Source organism: Fonticella tunisiensis (genome assembly GCF_004364155.1).
In the GTDB taxonomy this organism is placed as follows: domain Bacteria; phylum Bacillota; class Clostridia; order Clostridiales; family Caloramatoraceae; genus Fonticella; species Fonticella tunisiensis.
Map to the genome: position 1 here is coordinate 189,965 of NZ_SOAZ01000002.1, position 19,412 is coordinate 209,376.

At 36.0% G+C, this 19,412-nt stretch carries 21 protein-coding genes; 19 read left to right on the forward strand and 2 right to left on the reverse strand.

Features of this window, described 5'->3' with window-relative positions:
• Positions 1–12 precede the first annotated feature (12 nt).
• The 12 genes from EDD71_RS02120 to EDD71_RS02175 all read left to right on the forward strand — a co-directional run bounded on the left by EDD71_RS02120 (position 13) and on the right by EDD71_RS02175 (position 8,826).
• The gene (locus EDD71_RS02120; protein ID WP_133627081.1) at positions 13–252 is read left to right on the forward strand and encodes a hypothetical protein; all 240 of its coding nucleotides are present in this window, start codon (positions 13–15) and stop codon (positions 250–252) included.
• Positions 253–268: 16 nt separating this feature from the next.
• Positions 269–466 (forward strand): BhlA/UviB family holin-like peptide, encoded by a 198-nt coding sequence (locus EDD71_RS02125; RefSeq protein WP_133627082.1) that lies wholly within the window; start codon positions 269–271, stop codon positions 464–466.
• A gap of 4 nt (positions 467–470) precedes the next feature.
• The gene (locus EDD71_RS02130; protein ID WP_133627083.1) at positions 471–1,631 is read left to right on the forward strand and encodes an N-acetylmuramoyl-L-alanine amidase; all 1,161 of its coding nucleotides are present in this window, start codon (positions 471–473) and stop codon (positions 1,629–1,631) included.
• Between the two features lie 12 nt (positions 1,632–1,643).
• Positions 1,644–1,931 carry a hypothetical protein gene (locus EDD71_RS02135; protein ID WP_133627084.1) on the forward strand — a complete coding sequence of 96 codons (288 nt, stop codon included), beginning with the start codon at positions 1,644–1,646 and terminating at the stop codon, positions 1,929–1,931.
• 432 nt (positions 1,932–2,363) lie between these two features.
• Positions 2,364–2,552, forward strand: coding sequence for a hypothetical protein (locus tag EDD71_RS02140; RefSeq protein ID WP_133627085.1), 189 nt, complete (start codon positions 2,364–2,366; stop codon positions 2,550–2,552).
• 229 nt (positions 2,553–2,781) lie between these two features.
• Positions 2,782–3,597 carry a HipA family kinase gene (locus tag EDD71_RS02145; protein WP_207669258.1) on the forward strand — a complete coding sequence of 272 codons (816 nt, stop codon included), beginning with the start codon at positions 2,782–2,784 and terminating at the stop codon, positions 3,595–3,597.
• A gap of 2 nt (positions 3,598–3,599) precedes the next feature.
• Positions 3,600–4,406: a DUF3037 domain-containing protein gene (locus EDD71_RS02150; protein ID WP_133627087.1), complete on the forward strand. Its 807-nt coding sequence runs from the start codon at positions 3,600–3,602 to the stop codon at positions 4,404–4,406.
• 280 nt (positions 4,407–4,686) lie between these two features.
• Complete coding sequence (locus tag EDD71_RS02155) at positions 4,687–4,896, forward strand: helix-turn-helix domain-containing protein (RefSeq protein ID WP_133627088.1); 210 nt, start codon at positions 4,687–4,689, stop codon at positions 4,894–4,896.
• Positions 4,897–5,047: 151 nt separating this feature from the next.
• Complete coding sequence (locus tag EDD71_RS02160) at positions 5,048–5,929, forward strand: ParM/StbA family protein (RefSeq protein ID WP_133627089.1); 882 nt, start codon at positions 5,048–5,050, stop codon at positions 5,927–5,929.
• On the forward strand, positions 5,914–6,111 hold the full coding sequence (locus EDD71_RS02165; protein WP_133627090.1) for a hypothetical protein: 198 nt from the start codon (positions 5,914–5,916) through the stop codon (positions 6,109–6,111). Before EDD71_RS02160 ends, EDD71_RS02165 begins: the two co-directional genes overlap by 16 nt.
• 301 nt (positions 6,112–6,412) lie before the next feature.
• Positions 6,413–6,625: a hypothetical protein gene (locus EDD71_RS02170; RefSeq protein ID WP_133627091.1), complete on the forward strand. Its 213-nt coding sequence runs from the start codon at positions 6,413–6,415 to the stop codon at positions 6,623–6,625.
• 8 nt (positions 6,626–6,633) lie between these two features.
• Positions 6,634–8,826: a hypothetical protein gene (locus EDD71_RS02175; RefSeq protein WP_133627092.1), complete on the forward strand. Its 2,193-nt coding sequence runs from the start codon at positions 6,634–6,636 to the stop codon at positions 8,824–8,826.
• 258 nt (positions 8,827–9,084) lie between these two features.
• On the opposite strand, the gene lgt is transcribed toward EDD71_RS02175, so the two are convergent.
• Both lgt and murC read right to left on the reverse strand, forming a co-directional pair.
• Entirely contained in the window at positions 9,085–9,852 is a 768-nt protein-coding gene (gene lgt / locus EDD71_RS02180) for a prolipoprotein diacylglyceryl transferase (protein WP_133627093.1), read from the reverse strand.
• Between the two features lie 499 nt (positions 9,853–10,351).
• Positions 10,352–11,731 carry a UDP-N-acetylmuramate--L-alanine ligase gene (murC, locus tag EDD71_RS02185; RefSeq protein ID WP_133627094.1) on the reverse strand — a complete coding sequence of 460 codons (1,380 nt, stop codon included), beginning with the start codon at positions 11,729–11,731 and terminating at the stop codon, positions 10,352–10,354.
• A gap of 294 nt (positions 11,732–12,025) precedes the next feature.
• Between murC and purR the strand changes: the two genes are divergently transcribed.
• From purR to EDD71_RS02220, 7 genes are all read left to right on the forward strand, one after another.
• Positions 12,026–12,850, forward strand: a complete 825-nt coding sequence (gene purR / locus EDD71_RS02190; protein ID WP_133627095.1) for a pur operon repressor — start codon at positions 12,026–12,028, stop codon at positions 12,848–12,850.
• A 92-nt stretch (positions 12,851–12,942) separates the two neighbouring features.
• On the forward strand, positions 12,943–13,227 hold the full coding sequence (gene spoVG / locus EDD71_RS02195) for a septation regulator SpoVG (RefSeq protein ID WP_133627096.1): 285 nt from the start codon (positions 12,943–12,945) through the stop codon (positions 13,225–13,227).
• A gap of 182 nt (positions 13,228–13,409) precedes the next feature.
• Positions 13,410–14,783, forward strand: coding sequence for a bifunctional UDP-N-acetylglucosamine diphosphorylase/glucosamine-1-phosphate N-acetyltransferase GlmU (glmU, locus tag EDD71_RS02200; RefSeq protein ID WP_133627097.1), 1,374 nt, complete (start codon positions 13,410–13,412; stop codon positions 14,781–14,783).
• 16 nt (positions 14,784–14,799) lie between these two features.
• Positions 14,800–15,753: a ribose-phosphate diphosphokinase gene (locus EDD71_RS02205; RefSeq protein ID WP_133627098.1), complete on the forward strand. Its 954-nt coding sequence runs from the start codon at positions 14,800–14,802 to the stop codon at positions 15,751–15,753.
• Between the two features lie 221 nt (positions 15,754–15,974).
• A complete protein-coding gene (locus EDD71_RS02210; protein WP_133627099.1) occupies positions 15,975–16,652 on the forward strand; it encodes a response regulator transcription factor in 678 nt (225 codons plus the stop codon).
• The gene (locus tag EDD71_RS02215) at positions 16,653–18,059 is read left to right on the forward strand and encodes a sensor histidine kinase (RefSeq protein WP_133627100.1); all 1,407 of its coding nucleotides are present in this window, start codon (positions 16,653–16,655) and stop codon (positions 18,057–18,059) included.
• A gap of 109 nt (positions 18,060–18,168) precedes the next feature.
• Positions 18,169–19,323, forward strand: coding sequence for a S1C family serine protease (locus tag EDD71_RS02220; protein WP_133627101.1), 1,155 nt, complete (start codon positions 18,169–18,171; stop codon positions 19,321–19,323).
• Positions 19,324–19,412: the final 89 nt, after the last annotated feature.

A 19,412-nucleotide genomic window follows, 5' to 3' on the forward strand; every position in this document is an offset into this window, starting at 1 on the left:
AGGTGAATGATAATGATTAATGAAATCGTAAGACTTGAAGATAGTTTTTCCATGGCAGATATAAATGGTAATGAGTATGTAGTATTGAGAATGGATTGTACAATTACAAAGGGAAGGTCGTGCTTTATGTCATTTGATATATTGCATGAACAGGGCTACCAAAATAACAAGGATGTATGTATGCAGAAAATGGCAGAGTTCAAAGCAGTATGTGAAGCTAAAGCCAAAGAAATGGGTGTAGATATAATTTAATGCGCGGAGGTGCAGCATGGAGAGTGAAGTAATCAAATTAGCAATGTCACAAGGTTTATGGGCAGTACTCTTTGTTGTACTGCTTTTTTATGTGCTCAAAGAAAACTCAAAGCGTGAAAGTGAGTTAAGGGCCATCATTGATAAGTTGACAGATAAATTTGAGGACATCAAGAAGGAAGTTGAAGAAATCAAAATTAGAATAACAGGGAGGTAATATTATGTTCAAAGTTTGCATTGACCCCGGCCATGGTGGAAGTGACAGGAGTAACAGAGGCCCAAGCTGTTACGTTGAAGCAGATGGCGTTTTGGCCATAAGCAAATATCTAAAAGAGGAACTTGAGTCTACAGGACAATTTCAGGCGATTCTGACGAGGGACAGAGACAAGACACTCACACTCACTGAAAGAGGAAGGATAGCAGCCAGAAACAAAGTGGATCTTTTCATATCCCAGCACACCAACGCCGGTCCGAAAGGAGCTGGAGGAACAGAGGTTTACTACTCCGTTGATATTCCTGGGGACAGGGAGCTTGCTGCAAAACTATCGGCAGCAGTAGCTCAGGTACTTGGTATCCAGGATAGAGGCGCAAAGACAAGCGAAAGTACAAGGTATCCTGGAGAGGATTATTATACGGTAATAGATAAGGCCCAGGATGGCGGAGTTCCCCATGTACTCTTGATAGAATCTGCCTTTCATTCAAACCCTGATGAAGAAAGGCTCCTTCTTCAGGATGAAAACTTGAGGAAGATTGCACAGGCGCAAGCGAAGGTTATATGTGAGTTTTTTGGAGTACAATATTCACAGCAAGCAAATGTTTATATAGTTCAATCTGGAGATACTCTCTGGGGAATAGCACAGAAATTCAAAACTACCGTTGAGGAAATTGTAAAGCTAAACAGTATTAGCAATCCAAGTCTCATACATCCAGGACAAGAACTTATAGTTGGTAGTATAGAAGTTGATAAGGTTCAACCAGCTCCACAACCTGAGAATGGGGATGAGAAAGTTAGAGAACTGCAGCATATACTCAATATGCTTCATATCACTGATACAAACGGCAAGGTATTAGTAGAGGATGGATTGTATGGACCAGCTACAACATCAGCGGTTAAAAAGTTCCAGGGTATAGCTGGTATTCAGGTCGATGGTTCAGCAGGGCCTCAAACGATGGGAGTTATCAAGCAGATACTTGCAATGCCTGTAACAAAGAGAGGCTCAAAGGGGGCTGTAGTACGATACATCCAGTTTAGAGTTGGAGTCGGAATAGATGGCATCTTCGGGCCAAAGACAGAGGCAATAGTTAAGAAGTTTCAGAGTGCCAATGGACTCGTGGCAGATGGTATAGTTGGCTCAAAAACATGGAAAGAACTAATAGGTTAAGGAGGATATATTATGAATATATTATCATTAATAATTATAGCCCTTATAGGTGAAGCCGTATGGGAGACACTTAAAATGACATGGCAGCAGGGTAAGGTAAGCATAGATAGAATAGGGGCCTTAATAATTGGCCTTCTTCTTGCTCTTGGTACAGGACTTGACCTTATGGCTATGATAGGTGTCCCTATGAAGGTTCCTTATGTAGGGATGATATTAACTGGGCTTCTCATATCCAGAGGAGCAAATTTTGTGCATGATATATTGGCAAGTATCAATAACATACAGCAGAATACAAAATAATTTTAGCCCTGGGGAAACCCGGGGTTTATTTTTATTTTTTGCAACCTATGAGCAAATTTTGATAAAAAAAAGAAAAAATTACATAAAAATCATTGACATATTTTACTACATGTAGTATAATATAATTAAAGGAAGGAGGTGAGGAAATGAAGTTGGTTGACAAAATAAAAGAAGTCGGCAAAGTGATGGACGCACTTACCGACTTGGCTTTAAAAGTAGGCACCCTACTTACAGTAATAAAAATGATAGTGGATAGCCTACGATAACCGAGGGGAGGAAACTCCCCTATCTAAGATAAATATATCACTTAAACCAACTTCAATCAATATGAAAGAAATAAAAATTATATTATCAACTTTAATTAAAATAATATGGTTTTTAATTGTAGTTGTAGGCTTATTTGTATTATTTACTAAATAAGGTGGTGACACTATGGCAGAAAAATCAAAGCAGACGATAGCCAACCAAAAATGGGAAGCTAAAAATAAAGAGTATGCAAACTATTTGAAGTTAAGAACAAGTGCAAGAAGTTTTATCAGAAATAAGGCTACTCTTGAGGATATTGAAGAATTAAAGCAGCTTGTAAAAGAAAGGGAAGAGTTTTTAAAAAAAGGTGAGTAATTGTTGCCCTGGTACTGTCGAAAGGCTGGTGCCAGGGCTTTTTTATTTTTTGGAGAGAAATATAAAAAAATGTTGAAAATTATGGTAAATGGGATTAAAATAAAAAAGAAACTACTGCGACGGCTAAATCAGCAGTAGTTTTCTATGCACATGTATTTCCAAGCAACTTTACCTCCATTGTACAATAATGTGCTTGGTAATACAAGATTGAATGGAGGAAAATAATCTTATGATACCTAAAGTCGAGGTAATTTTGGGGAAAGTTGGGACTGGAGTAACTGAACCATTGCATGGAATCATTGATAATAATCACGTTATTATTAAAACTTTTAATAACGAAGAATCAAATAGGGTTTTAATAAATGAATTTGTTAGTCATAGAATGGCAAAGGCTTTAAGTTTGCCAATACCTGATGGTGGTATTTGTTTGATAGATAAACAAACAAAGATAGATGAGAGCTTATGCTTTCAAGAGGAAAGATATGGTTTAGGTTTTTACACAAAGAGACTTGATAAAGTTACAAATATTGTAAGTTCTCCTTTGTTACTAAGTAAATATATTGCTAATAAAGATGACTTTATTAAAATAATACTATTTGATAATTTAATATATAATAAAGATCGACATAAAGGTAATGTGCTTATTAATATTGGCAAAAAAGGTAATAATAAATTGTATATAATAGATCACACACATGTATTTAATATTGGAGCTCTATGGGATAAATATCAACTTAAAAGAATGATTGATAGTGAGGACTATAATTCAGATGAAGTTATGCAATATAATGAGGCAGTTTATAACTTATTGATTGAAGCAATTACTATTGATAAAGATGGAATACTTAAATTAGCAGAAAACTTTAAAACCATACTCAGTAAAGATTTTTTGCAAAATTTGGTTAGAGATATACCTGATGTATGGAATATTGACGAAGAAGAGAAAACAATGTTGTTTAATTACTTATTTTACAGGGTAAAAAATATAGAAAATATATGTAATGTAATATATAATTATATAAGAAATAGGTCCAGGAGGTGGTAAAGGTGAAAGTATTGTTTTCGGTATTAAGTTATTATCCATCATTTATAACAAATAAATCAATCAATGTTGGAATACTGTTTCATAATATTGATAATGATGTTAGAATTTTAGAAACCACTAATAACTGGGCTAGAGTTAGGAATTTTGATGATGAAGTTGATATAGAATACCTAAAGTTGATTCTAAAAGGTATAAAAGAAGAAATAAGTAATGAAAATCTTTTTAATTATAAAGAAAAGTTTAATTTAAAGAAGTATACTCACTTTTTTGTAAATGAATTAAAGTTTTCTGATATAGTATCTGTAAATACTGATAATTTTGAGAATTTTGTATCTGAAACTAAAAAAATATTTTTAAGATTCGATTATGATAAAAAAGATAGACCTACTCATCAGCAACAGTTAGCGTATATTAAGAACTTATTAAAAGACAATGAGGTTGAGTATACAAGCAGGCAAATAGAAGGTGCCTATAGAGAAAATATATCTTTTGATTATATTATTGATGGATATGCATTTAAGTTATTTACTTTTGAAAATAAAAACTTAAACAAATTGGTATCTTCTGCTAAAAGTTGGGCTTATACAGCAGAAGAAATGAAAGATGTATATAAGACTATTTTTATATACGATATTGAATTAGAGAACAACGAATACTTTGAGGCAATTTTAAAAATATTATCTAAATCTGCATACAAAGTTGTGAAAATGAATGAAGCAATAGACTTTATTTTAAAACTTAAAGCTAATGGATTTAAAAGGGATAGTTTTTTAAGACAAAATATTATAGCTGAGTCTGTAAATAAATAGTCAATTGAAGAAAAAGGTGTCCAGCTCCAGCTGGCTTCTTTTGTATCGTACATAAAAGAAATAAAGCTCCAAGAGTCCCAGCCACTACTCCTGGGCTTTATTTTTGTATTTAATTTACTCCTTTTACCCTCTTCTTGGCCAAACCCGATACCGCCTAATCGCCTCATACAGCCCGTTTTTGAACCTTAGCCAATGTATTATACCTCTCAAAAAACTTACAAGCAGGAATTTCCATATAAACATAGAATAATTCATATATTACTAATGAGGGGTGATGGGGTTGGCTGTTAAGAATAGGTTACTTGAAATACGTTTGAAGATGGGGTTTAAGAAACAAAAGGATTTTGCTGATTATTTAGAGGTTCCTAGGAATCAATATAATAGATATGAAAATAATACTAATCAACCTTCCATAGAGGTTTTATATAGAATATCCAAGAAGCTCGGTTGTACACTGGATGAGCTTGTCTACGATGAAGAAGAGCCATAGGCTCTATTTTTTTATGTTCAAAATTCCAAAAGAGTATAAAAAATAAATTAAAGTGGAATAAATTCATATAAATATTAATAAGTATATACTAAGACATACAAAATGAGGTGGTTAAGTATATAAAAATATTAAAAAGGGGGTAAAAGTATATATGATTATCGGGGTTGATGCTGGGTACTATGCAACAAAGACCAGTGAGGGTATTATATTCCCCTCTAGGATAACCACACAAGAGAGTATTATCGGAGATGGCTGCAGCATTATGATAGGAGGTAAAAAATACACAGTTGGAGAAGGAGAGGTAACAGTTGAACTTAATAAGATTAATCAAGAACTCACTAAGGTATGTATCCTATATGCCTTGGCAAAGAGTTCGGATGATAGTGAGTTTTCAATTGTAACAGGCCTCCCGGTGGGGCAATACTCAAAACAAAAAGATGCACTTAAGAATATGCTCCTAAGTAGTAGATTCAATGATGTTCAGATAGGTAACCAAAAGAGGCTTATTCTGATAAGAGATGCAGAGATATTTCCACAAGGAGCCGGGGCCTTATTTAGTACAAATATAGAAGGTGAAGCAGTCCTTGTTGATATCGGAGGACGTACAGTGGATATATGCCTCTTTGAAATGGTAAACGGAAAGAGAAAGCTCACAAAGTACAGTACAATCCTTGAAGGCACCTTAAGTCTATACAGCAAGGTTGTACACCTTATCAACAGCAAATATGAAACAGGATTGAAATTAGAAGATGGCGAGAAGATCCTTAAGAGTGGACTGGAAATATACGGAGAGAAGCAGGATTTAAGTTTTCTTAAACCTGTAATAGAAGAACATACAGAGGCGATATTTAAGGAACTCACACTTAATTATCCTATTAAGACTACAAATGTTGCTCTGGCAGGTGGTGGAGCTTACCTGCTGCAGGGAATATTCCAGAAGAGGATACCAAGTAGTAGGCTTATTCCTGATGCTCAGTTTGCGAATGCAAACGGTTTTAGGAAGGTGGGTGAAAGCTTGTGGCAAAGATTTTAGTTAGTTTCAAACAGAAGGAAATGCACTTATATGAGTTGGTTAAGGCACAAGGGGACCAATCCAACTTTGTGAAAGATGCTTTGAAATTCTATTTGGAACACAAAAACAACAGTGCCCCAGCTGTGAAAACCGAGGCAACTATAAAAAGTGATGAAATTTTAGATATTCTCAGTGGGGTGTAGTACCCCTAAGATGCTTTAGCAAATGCTTTTGCTAAAGCATATGCGAGCCTGTGAAAAAATATTCCTGTTTTATTGAAATAACATTGCTATTTTTGCCAATAATGAAGATAAGACTATAAAAATTAATCCGATACCAAAGTCAACAAGCATGCTATCAACTCCTTTATTTGGAGTATTGACATTAAAGGGGGTTTTTATTCATGTTCTTAATATTTGCAGTGTTATCATTAATCGCATTAACCACGGGTGCTTGGTTTATTCTGAGAGGAATTTATAAGGGATTTAAGGGGAGGTTTTTTGAATGAAGGGGTTTGATAATTTCTTCGATAAAATATATTCAATATTGACGACACTGGTTTATGGGATTAGCAGAATAAGTTGGATAGCCCTTGTTACTATGCTCTGTATAAGTGGAATTTTATTGTTAATCGGTAATGAACATGCGGCTAGGAAGCTGTGCAGGAACGCGCTTTACGGTTTTGGATTAATTCAACTGGCCAATATGCTCCTGTAGGTGATGCTATGAAACTCCAGATAATACCGGATATTAATATTGATAATACTAAAGTCTTAGGCATGATTGAAAATATACATTTCTATAGACCACTTTTACAAAGAATTCAAAGAATGAAGGGTTCAATCACAATAGAAAAGCAGTATTACTTTGCATATGAAATTCTCATTTCAAAAGATAACGTTTCATTCTATCTGATCTTCGATGATAAACTTAAGGATAATATAGAAACAGAGTTGAATATATGCTGGAAGAATGCAACATATAAGCCTACGAAAGATGTATTTTGTTTTCAATATATTAGAGAATTGGAGTTAGCTGAGCATTATTTCTTATCACTAAAGACAGATTTACGTGGGGAGTATCCTTTATCGAACATCATTGAAACACAAACAATATTAAGAAATGATGAAAAGATATTAATTAGGCTTGAACTACATCCCGTAAGCTATACATGGTACCGGGAAGTAGAAGAGTGTATTAAAGACTTTGAAAAGGGTAAAATGACTTTAAAATCAACATTAACACCAAAGGAGATAGGTTTTAAACTTGCTGAGGCAGCTCTGGATGTTTTATATTTTGCAATGGATTTCGTAAACGACTTAATAACAGATATACCACTTCAGCATGAAAAAATAACGAATAGTAAGTATTCAAAGTTATTCAGAACAGGGTTAAGTAAAGATACTAAAACAAAATCTAAATACAATGGATACTTAACACGCATAATTGTAAGTACAAATTCAATTAGGAAAGAAATGCTGTTTAGAAACATTGAAAAAGCTTTCAATTCAATGGCCGGAGATAATAAGTTTATAATGGTTGATAAAAGTAACTATGACAATATATTGTGTTCAAAGGAAATAGCACAAATCATGCAAATGCCAACTAAGCATTACCAGACTATATATAAAATAAATAACATTGATAACAGAGAAGTAGATATTCCGAAGGAGCTCCAGGGAGGGGTTATCCCTGTGGGTACTGCAGAACAGAAAGGTAAAACGATATCCGTCTCCTGGCCACAGGATAAAAATATATGTGCGCTACCTAAAATAATCATTGGTCCTCAAAATGCTGGCAAATCAAGTTATACAGAAAATTTTGTAGTAGGTACCCACAAAGCTGGTGATGCAAATATCGTCCTGGATTATATCCAAGACTGTGAACTATCTAAATCTATAGAAAAGTATATACCAGCTAACGATATCAAAATTATAGATATATCGGACCAGACTAAATTATTTGCCCTGGCATATACCGAAGCTTCAAAACAAATAACAGAAGAATCTTCAGCATGGGATAGGCTTAGAATCGCAAACTTATTAAGCAGCCAAGTTGAGTATCTTATCAATTCAATTACAGATGAAACTACAGGAGAACTTACAGCCCCTATGCTCAGGTATTTGTATGCTGCCGCCATGGTTGTATTTATCCACCCGAGCAAAACTATCGACGCTGTATTTCAGACCCTGCGGAAATGGCAGGTAAGGAATGAATATATCAGACAGGCAAAATATTCAGGGTGTTTCCGGGATGATGACGAGATATTTTACGACTTAGATGAGTTACATGAGCGAGATAAAAACGGAAAAATTATAGGTACCAGGGAGAGTCTTATAATCGGCATACTGAACAGGATAACTGCATTGAATAAAAACATCTATGTCAAGGCAATGCTTAAAGCGGCACCAAACAATGACATTGATTTTATAAAGTATATTGAAGAAGGCAAAACAGTTCTGGTGAGGATTCCCCAGACAGTATTCCCCGATGTGAAAATAAGAGACACCTTAACAACCTACTTTATGAGTCGTATATGGCTTGCAGTACAGTTGAGGAAACAGAAAGATAATAGATTGTGTCACGTAATCATTGATGAAGTACATCAGATACCTACATGTGCTAATTTTATTAAAAATCATATTACTGAATTTAGAAGGCACCGGTTAGGTACTTTGTTTACAGTACATTACCTAAAACAGTTTAGGTCCTTAATGGATGCTGTCAAATCCGTCGGGACCTCATATATGCTTCTAGCCGGAACAGAAAAAGAAAACCTCAAAGCACTTGAAGAAGAGTTAAAACCATTTACGATAGAGGAAGGGCTAAACCTTAAATCATTTTACAGCTTAAATATTATTAACTATGGGAATCAGTATGCAAAGTTTATATCAAAACTTCCACCGCCGATAAAATAGGAGCTAGAGAGCTCCTTTTTTTATGTTGACAACATAATGACAACGCACGAACTTCAACGATATGATATGAAATGATACGAAATAGTATATTAAGATTGTGAAAAGCATTGAAAAATCTAACTCACTGATATAAGAAAATATGACATGATACAAGCTGATATATAGGAAATATGGTTCGGGACCATGAGGTCGCAGGTTCGAGCCCTGTCACCCCGACCAGTAAAGGAAGATGGCTTCGCTTTGCGAAGCCATCTTCCTTTATATATGTCTTTCTCTTCTTCTGTAGCTATATATCAAAAATCCTATCCAGCCGATAATACCTGCAAGGCTTACAAGCTGAGCAGCTCTCAGGGGACCCACCATAAGGCTGTCGGTTCTTAGGCCTTCTATAAAGAATCTTCCAATTGAATAAAGGCCTATATAGGAAAAGAGAACCGTTCCATCCCTTTTAGACCTTCTTAATATGATGAGAAGTATGAAGAATACAACAAGGTTCCATAGGGACTCGTACAAAAACGTAGGATGCCAGTACTGGCCTTCTATAAACATTCCTTTTTGTATAAACTCGGGAAAATGACTTATGAATTCACTGGACACAGGATCGCCGTGGGCTTCCTGGTTAAAGAAGTTTCCCCATCTTCCGATGGCCTGGGCGATTATTATAGATGGAGCAGCCACATCAGCATATTTAATAAGGTTTATGTTTTTATATCTCGTATACAGATAGGCAGCCAATATGCCAAATATAAGCCCTCCATGTATTGCAAGGCCTCCCTGCCTTATGTTGAATATGTCAGCAAGGTTATCCCTGTACAGGTCGAATTTGAATATTACATAATACAACCTTGCCCCTATAATGCCTGCAGGTATAGATATGAGAAGGATATCTAAAAGCCTATCATAGCTTATACCCTTTATCCTGGATGTATGGGAAGCTATAAGAATTCCTATAAGCATTCCTGAAGCTATAAGTATTCCATACCATCTTATACCAATACCAAATATAGAGAAAGCAATGGGATTCATATTCAGCACTCCTTTTTAACTTGTTTTGGGCTATTTAAACATAACTATACAATATATTATAAACGTATGGATTGTATATTGAAATATAAAATATATGTTAATTTATTTTGTAGGTTTTATCCTCTAAAAACGCTGCGATAAAAAATATATTTCATTCACCAGTATGCTAAGCAAAGAAGTTCTAAGGCTTGAGATTTGAAAAATCAAGAACTTTCGTTAAACTTGCCTCTCTTAAGTCACGAAAGTTCTAGGATTTTTCTGCATCCCTTCGCCTGGAACTTCTAATTGCCCGCTTTATGTGAATTTCATATATTTTTTATCTCCGCTTTCTTGGCAGAAAAAGCAAAATATTGTCAAATTAATTGCGACATTATTATATGCAAAAAATAAAATGGCTCCATGGAGAGGGATTGAACCTCCAACCCGACCTTTGAACTGTCGGTTTGCGATAAAAAAAAATTTAAAATTAAAACGCTGCTGGCTTTCCAGCAGCGTTTAACTAGGCCTTGTTTAAATACATTTCCCCTATTCTGTAAACGTCCCCTGCGCCCATGGTAATTAAGAGGTCGCCGGGCTTTAGATTTTCCTCAAGATAATCAACTATTTCTTCAAAGCTCTTTATATAAATTGAATCAATACCCTTCGCAGCTATGGCATCATTAAGCATTGATGAATTTACAATTCCATTATCCCTTTCCCTGGCAGCGTATATGTCAGCTAAAATAAGCTTATCAACACCATAGAAGGCTTCGGTAAATTCATTAAAGAGGGTTATAGTTCTGCTGTAGGTATGGGGCTGAAATACGCAGTAGAGTTTTCCTGTGTGGCTAAAGTTCTGTGCTGCCTTTATCGTAGCCTTAATTTCCGTTGGATGGTGTGCGTAGTCGTCTATAACTGTAACTCCATTTTTTTCACCCAGCTTGTCAAACCTTCTGTGGGTTCCCACAAATTCCAAAAGGCTTGAAGCTATAATGCCCTTATCCACTCCGAGAAAATGTGCAGCAGCAATTGAAGCGAGGGCATTTAAAATGTTATGCTCTCCCGGAACTTTGAGGGCGAAATCACCGAAAACTTTCCCATTATAGAGAACGGTAAAGGAGGCACAACCTCTAGAGTCATATTTAATATTTCCTGCAGTATAATTTCCCTTATTGATTCCATAGCTTATTGTATTACAATTTACCTCATCCATTATTTTAGCAGCCCTCTCGTCCTCAGCACAGCCTATTAGAAGACCATTTTCAGGTATGAGGTTAGCAAACCTTAAAAAAGTATCGTATATATCATCTATATCCCTGTAATAATCGAGATGATCTGCATCAACATTAAGAATTATTCCTATGTATGGATAGAATTTTAAAAAGCTTCCCTTATATTCGCAGGCTTCGGTGATAAAGTATGGGCTTTTTCCAGGCCTTGCGTTTCCTCCAATTGCATCAACTTCTCCACCAACGAGTATAGTAGGATCAAGTCCTGCCTTTAGAAGTATCAAGGAAAGCATTGATGTGGTAGTTGTTTTTCCGTGGGTTCCAGCAACTGCAATGCTTTTAGAATATTCTTTCATTATATATCCTAAAAATTCTGCCCTGTCGTAGGTAGGAAGGTTTAGCCTTTTAGCCTCCTGATATTCTGGATTATCCTCCCTAATGGCGGCGGTATAAACTACAATATCTGCACCGTGTACATTTTCAGCATTATGGCCTATATGAACCTCTGCTCCCATTCCCTTTAGTTTATTTGTTATCCTGGATTCAGATCTATCCGAGCCTGAAACTTTATATCCATATATTAAAAGTATTTCTGCAAGGCCGCTCATGCTTATTCCGCCAATTCCTATAAAGTGAACCCTTTTACCTGCGTCTTTGTGTAGATTGAACATATTATCACTCCTACAAAATGCTTATTAACATTATAGACAAAAATATTATAACATAATACATAAGCTGTCAGGTAAAAATATAAACTTATATTTAATAGTAGATGCGGTGTTTTGTATTTTAAATAAAACGGGAGCTTGCCATATAGTGGTTGAAAATAAATCATTTTTAAACTAGAATGAATATTAAAGGGAAAAAATATGATAAATATTCGTATTTTTAACATTATATTTTAGAATATGTATAAAATTTTACTAATATGACAAATATATTAAATAATGGATAGGAGTGGTATTTTGGAACGCCTGCAGAGAAAAGAAAGAGTAGCAGCCATAGTTAAAATACTATCAGACAACCCTAACAAGGTTATTAGCCTTGGATATTTTTCTGAGCTTTTTTCAGCTGCAAGATCTACCCTTAGTGAGGATATAGCTATAGTTAAAAGGGTTATTGAAACACTTGAGAGCGGCAGAATTGAAACTTTAGCAGGGGCCTCAGGAGGAGTAAAGTATATACCTGGCATGGCTAAAAGGGCTGAAGAGGAATTTTTGCAGGAGCTATGCTCAATGCTTAAAAATCCTGAACGAATAATACCCGGGGGATTTTTGTATATGAATGATATAATTTACTCTCCTGAGATATCAAGTAAGATAGGGACAATTCTTGCAGGCTATTTTATAGATAGAAATCCGGATTATGTACTTACGGTTGAAACAAAGGGAATTCCAATTGCAATTATGACTGCCAGGGCATTAAACGTTCCACTTATTATAGTGAGAAGGGACAGCAAGGTTACTGAAGGTTCTACTGTAAGTATAAACTATGTTTCAGGATCCTCTAAAAGGATACAGACAATGAGTTTATCCAAGCGTTCGGTTAAAAAGGGAAGCAGATGTATATTTGTTGATGATTTTATGAAGGCCGGAGGAACTGCTGCTGGTATCATAGACCTTATGAAGGAATTCGACAGCACCGTTGTCGGTATAGGTGTTCTTGTTGAAGGTGAAGCACCTGTAAAGAAGCTTGTACAAAATTATGTATCGCTTATGAGGCTTGAATCGGTGAACGAGGAAAAGGGAGAGGTTATTATTTATCCCTCCAATATCGGGGTAGTTCGTTAGAAGTCAAAAAAATAAAAGATTTTGAAATTTTTAGAAGGAAATTTTAAAAAGATGAAGAATATATTATTAAGCAACTGGAAGGTGGTGAAAGCATGCAAATTACCGATGTAAGGGTAAGAAAAATAACAAACGAAGGCAAGATGAAGGCAATTGTTTCAGTAACATTCGATAATGAATTTGTTGTACACGATATCAAGGTAATAGATGGGCAGAATGGTCTTTTCATTGCAATGCCAAGCAGGAAGACACCGGATGGTGAATTTAAAGACATTGCTCATCCAATAAACACTGAAACAAGGGAAAAGATTCAATCAGCAATACTTGCAGAATATGAAAAGGCAAAGAACGCTGCTGATACCGAAACATCAGGGGAATAAAAAGGGAGTCTCAAGGGGCTTCCTTTTTATTTTTTATTGTGATGAAGGCCTTGTTATGATAGAATATTTCGAAAATATGTCAGTTTTGCTTTTTTGACCTAATATAATTGAATTAAATTGTTTGTTGCAATATAATATAATAGGTTAAAATTTGTGAAAATATATTATTTGAGGTGCTGGAGATGGAAAACTGTTATGGTCTTGTACTTGCAGCGGGAGAAGGCAAGAGAATGAAATCAAAGCTCCCGAAGGTTTTACATAAAGTATGTGGAAAGGCTATGATCGATCACGTCATAAACGCACTTATGGGCGCAGGAGTAGAGGACTTTCAGGTTGTTGTAGGGCATAAAGCCGATGAAGTAAAGGCATATCTTGGAGATAATATAAAAACCTCCTATCAAAGTGAGCAGCTTGGAACAGGGCATGCTGTAATGTGCAGCAGAGATTTTTTAAGAAACAAGGAAGGCACAGTAATAATACTTGCAGGGGACGCTCCTCTTATAACGGCCGAAACCATATCCAAGGTTTTTGAATATCATAACAGCAAAGGCTACTCAGCAACGGTCCTAACCGCTGATACAGAAAATCCAGAAGGTTTTGGAAGAATAGTAAGGGATGAGCATGGAGATATTAGAAAAATAGTAGAACATAAGGATGCATCTCATGAAGAAAGGCTAATCAAAGAAATAAATTCAGGAACATACTGCTTTAATATAAATGATTTATTAAATGCCCTTAATAAACTTACAAACAATAATGCCCAGGGGGAGTATTACTTAACGGATGTTATTGAAATACTTAAAAATGAAGGCAGGAAGGTTGGAGCATATAAATCAAGCTTTACAGAATTTATGGGTGTAAATACAAGGGCTCAGCTTTATGAAGCAAATGAGGTCATGAGAAAGAGAATACTTATGAAGTTAATGCTTGATGGGGTGACCATAATAGATCCGTCATCAACATATATAGACGATGGCGTTGTTATTGGAATGGATACAATTATTTATCCTGGAACTATAATAGAGGGAAAAAGCGTAATTGGTGAAGACTGTGTTATCGGTCCAAACAGTAGAATAGTCGACAGTGAGATTCAAAATGGTGTAGAGGTACAATCCTCTGTGGTTCTTGAAAGCAAAATAATGGATAAAGCAAAGGTTGGGCCATTTGCTTATATAAGGCCTGGCAGCCAGATAGGTAAAAAGGTAAAGATAGGTGATTTTGTTGAAATTAAGAAGTCTGTAATAGGCGATGGAACTAAGGTTTCACATCTCACATATATAGGTGATGCAGAGGTTGGAAGTGACTGCAACTTCGGGTGTGGTACAGTCGTTGTGAACTATGATGGTACAAGAAAGTATAAAACAAAGATAGGCAATCATGCTTTTATTGGATGTAATACAAACCTGGTTGCTCCTGTAGAGCTGGGAGATAATGCCTATGTAGCAGCAGGTTCTACAATAACTGAGGATGTACCCGAAGGGGCACTTGCAGTGGCAAGATCAAGGCAGGTTAATAAGGAAGGCTGGGTAGATAAAAAAGGCATATGGAAAAAATAGTATAGGAGGATTACTTATGATTACACATGGAAAAAACATAAAAATATTTTGTGGAAATGCCAACCCGGAACTGGCAAAGGAAATTGCTGACATTATCGGTATTAATGTAGGAAACGCAGAGGTTGGTAATTTTAGCGATGGAGAAATATCTATAAACATCAATGAAACTGTAAGGGGAGCAGATGTGTTTGTTGTTCAGCCAACATGCGCACCTGTAAACGACCACCTTATGGAGCTTCTTATAATGATGGATGCCTTTAGAAGGGCTTCTGCAGGAAGAATAACAGCGGTTATTCCATACTATGGTTATGCAAGGCAGGACAGGAAAGCCAAGGCCAGGGATCCAATTACAGCAAAGCTTGTTGCAGATTTAATTCATGCAGCAGGAGCAGACAGGGTTCTTACAATGGATCTCCATGCTGCTCAGATACAGGGATACTTTAACATTCCCGTTGACAACCTTCAGGGGGAACCTATACTTGCAAAGTATTTCCGAAACCTTAATATACCTGATGATGAACTCGTTGTGGTTTCACCTGACATAGGTGGAGTTACAAGGGCTAGAAAGTTTGCGGATAGACTTCATGCACCTATTGCAATAATAGATAAGAGAAGGCCAAAGGCAAACGTTTCTGAAGTTATGAATGTCATTGGTGATATAAAGGATAAGACGGTAATAATGATAGACGATATGATAGATACAGCAGGAACCATTACAAATGGGGCAAAGGCCCTTATGGAACTTGGGGCTAAAGAGGTATATGCATGTTGCACGCACCCTGTTTTATCGGGCCCTGCGGTAGAGAGAATACAGAATTCAGTTCTTAAGGAAGTTGTAGTTTTGAATACGATACCTCTTCCAGAGGCCAAGAGAATAGATAAGATAAAATCCTTATCTGTAGCTCCAATATTTGCTGAGGCTATTAAGAGAATATATGAGGATCTTTCAGTAAGTAAACTCTTTGAATAAAAAGCTTCGGGTGTTTGACCCGAAGCTTTTATAATATTTTAAATGGTTTTCAACATAGAAAACTCGATACCATTAATTTTGATACCATATATCCAATTTGTAAACTTAATTTTAATTTCATTTTAGATAATGGGCATAATATTGTAAATAACATGTATAAATGAGAAAATAAAGTTAAGAATTTTTAAAAGCAAAAGTATAAATTTTCCTGGAGGGATAATATGATAGAAACAAGAATACTTGTTGTTGATGATGACAGCAATATATGTGATCTTATAGAGCTTTATCTTCAAAAGGAAGGCTATAAGGTTTTTAAAGCATATAATGGTAGCGAGGCATTAAAAGTTTTCAAAGAAAAGCAAATTGACCTCATTGTACTTGATATAATGATGCCTGAACTTGATGGATATGAGGTTTTAAAGGAGATTAGGAAAAGCTCCCAGATACCCGTACTTATGCTTACTGCAAAGGGAGAAACCTTTGACAGGGTTTTAGGTCTTGAACTTGGAGCGGATGACTATATAGTAAAACCCTTTGAGCCTAAGGAGCTTATAGCACGAATCAGGGCAGTATTAAGAAGATATAAACCTCAATCTCAGAACAGAGTCATTGAGTTTACAAACCTTAAAATTGATGCAGATTCATATATAGTGGTATTTAATGGGAAGGAAATAGAAATGCCTCCTAAGGAATTTGAACTGCTCTATTTTTTAGCTTCAAATCCAAACAAGGTGTTTACAAGGGATCAGCTTCTTTACGAGGTATGGGGATATGATTATCCCGGCGACTCAAGAACTGTTGATGTTCATATAAAGAGGATAAGGGAAAAACTAAGTGAAGAAAATGAATGGCATATAAAAACCGTTTGGGGCGTGGGTTATAAGTTTGAGGTGAAGTAGATGAAAAAGAGTCTTTTTACAAAGCTTATGTCAACCTACTTCATAATTCTTGTAATATCCTACAGCCTTGTTGCAATTTTTTTATCCTTCTGGTTTTATGACCATTATTATAAGCAGAGGGCAGCTGCACTTATAAGGGAGGGGGAAATGCTAAGCAAGATAGTTATAGATTATGTTGAGGACAGGGCCGATAACGATGACCTGAAATTTGAACTTTCAGTAATAGACAGGTTTTTAAATGCAAGGATATGGCTGGTTGACAGATACGGTTTTGTTTATGGATACTCAGGCGACGAAAAGGACGATGTTTTAGGTAAGCAGCTTACGAATCGTGAAATAAGTGAGGTTATTAGCGGCAGTCTCATAGTGAAAACTGGAGGTTTTTCAGAAATAGTTAAAACTCCGGTTTTAACCGTTGGAATACCCATATATATAAATGGTCATGTGCAGAGCGCTGTATTTCTTCATTCTCCCCTGGATGAAATCAAAAGTGCACTGAAAAGGGTATATTTTGTAATCTGGATGTCGGCCTTTTTTGCAATAGTTATATCTGCCTTTATAATCTACTATTTCTCAGAGAAGATACTCATAAAACCCCTTGGAAGAATAAACTACACAGCCAAGAGTATAGCAAAGGGAGATTTTAACCAGAGGGTTGATATAAATTCCGATGATGAAATTGGAGACCTTGCAGTATCCTTTAACTATATGGCAGACTCCCTTCAGAATCTTGAAAACATGAGAAGAAGTTTCATCGCAAATATATCCCATGAACTAAGGTCACCTATGACCTCTATAAATGGATTTATAGGCGGAATTCTCGACGGTACAATACCAGCGGAAAAGTGGGAGTATTATCTTAATATAGTGCATGATGAGATTAAAAGGCTTATAAGGCTTATAAATGACCTTCTAGACCTTGCAAGGCTTGAATCAGGGGAGTTTTCGCTTAGCATGGGTGTTTTCGATATAAATGAACTCATTCGTCAGAGGATAATAAAATTTGAGGACAGGATAAATAAGAAAAACATTAATGTCAATGTTATACTTATTGAGAATAAGTTAAATGTAAAGGGTGACAGGGACAGAATAGACCAGGTTATTACAAACCTTCTTGATAATGCAATAAAGTTTGTGCCAGAAGGTGGCAAAATAGAAATTAAGACTGAGATAAAGGAGAATAAACTTCTTGTAGGTGTATATAACGACGGACCACCAATACCGAGGGAGGAAATCAAGTATATATGGGATAGATTTCACAAGGTTGATAAAGCAAGGTCTAAAGGTGGAGGAACAGGTCTTGGCCTTTCTATTGCAAGACAGATAATAAACCAGCATAGGGAAACCATATGGGTTGAATCAGGAGATAAAGGCACTAAGTTTACCTTTACCTTGAGCCTGGCTTAGGAAACAAATCCAAAATCAGCGCAGCAAGTTAAATTATTCATTTTTTTAATTTTTATTCATACTTTATTTAAAAAGCACCCTTATAATTAAATTATCGGGAGGTGTAAATATGGAATTCAATAATAATTCCTGGCAGAGCGGGGTAAAATTTGTTGAAGAGAAAAAAACAAGGAAATTCATGAGGATACTTGGGGTTCTTTTAATGGTTTTCTTTTCGGCATCAATTGGAGGAATAATTGGCGGATATTATGTAAAGAAGAACTATGAAGGACAGTACATTTATCAAAACTCTGCAGCCAATGGACAAAATAATATAAATAATCTCAATCCAAATTCAACGGGTACTTCGCTGCCTAAGAATTCTATAACAAAGGTTGCCGAGACTGTTGGTCCGGCAGTAGTTGGTATAAACAACAATATAAGAACGCTAGGGGGAGATATTAAGCGGGTTAGTGGTTCGGGAATTATATTTGATAAGGATGGATATATAGTAACAAACAATCATGTAGTAGAAGGGGCTTCAAGTGTAACAGTCACCCTTCCCGGGAATAAAAAGGCTGTGCCTGCAAAGATAATAGGCACAGACCCAAGGACAGATCTTGCAGTGCTTAAAATCGATGTGAAAAACCTTCCCGTTGCAAAGTTTGGAGACTCATCCAAGGTAAAGGTTGGGGATGTCGCGGTCGCTATAGGCAATCCAAAGGGACAGGAGTATGCAGGAACGGTAACTGCAGGAGTTATAAGTGCTGTGAACAGAACGATGACGGTTGATGCAAAAACCTTTAAGCTTATTCAAACGGATGCATCAATAAACGAAGGGAATAGCGGAGGAGCATTGGCCAATGAAGCAGGAGAAGTTATTGGAATAAATACTTTAAAGCTCATGGACGCAGAGGGAATGGGATTTGCAATTCCAATAAACGAAGCAAAGCCAGTAATTGAAGCTTTAATGAAAAACGGTTATGTATCAAGGCCATTTCTCGGAATAACATATGGATTTGTTGACGAGGATGCAGCAAAGGAAAATAACGTTCCCGTGGGTGTATACATTTATCAGGTAGAAGCAGGAAGTGGGGCTGAAGCTGCAGGTATAAAGCCAGGGGATATGATAGTACAGTTTGATGGAGTAGATATTAAAGATGAGAATGACCTTCCAGATACCCTTAATAAACATAAAGTCGGGGATGAGGTTTCTGCAAGGGTATACAGGGATGGAAAGTACTTTAATGTTACTATAAAACTGGGAGATTACAGGGGAAGATAGATAAATAAGGGATGAAATTTTCATCCCTTATTTATTTTTTTGTATATTTGAGGCAAATTATGGAAAAGATTCTTAATGACAATGTAACA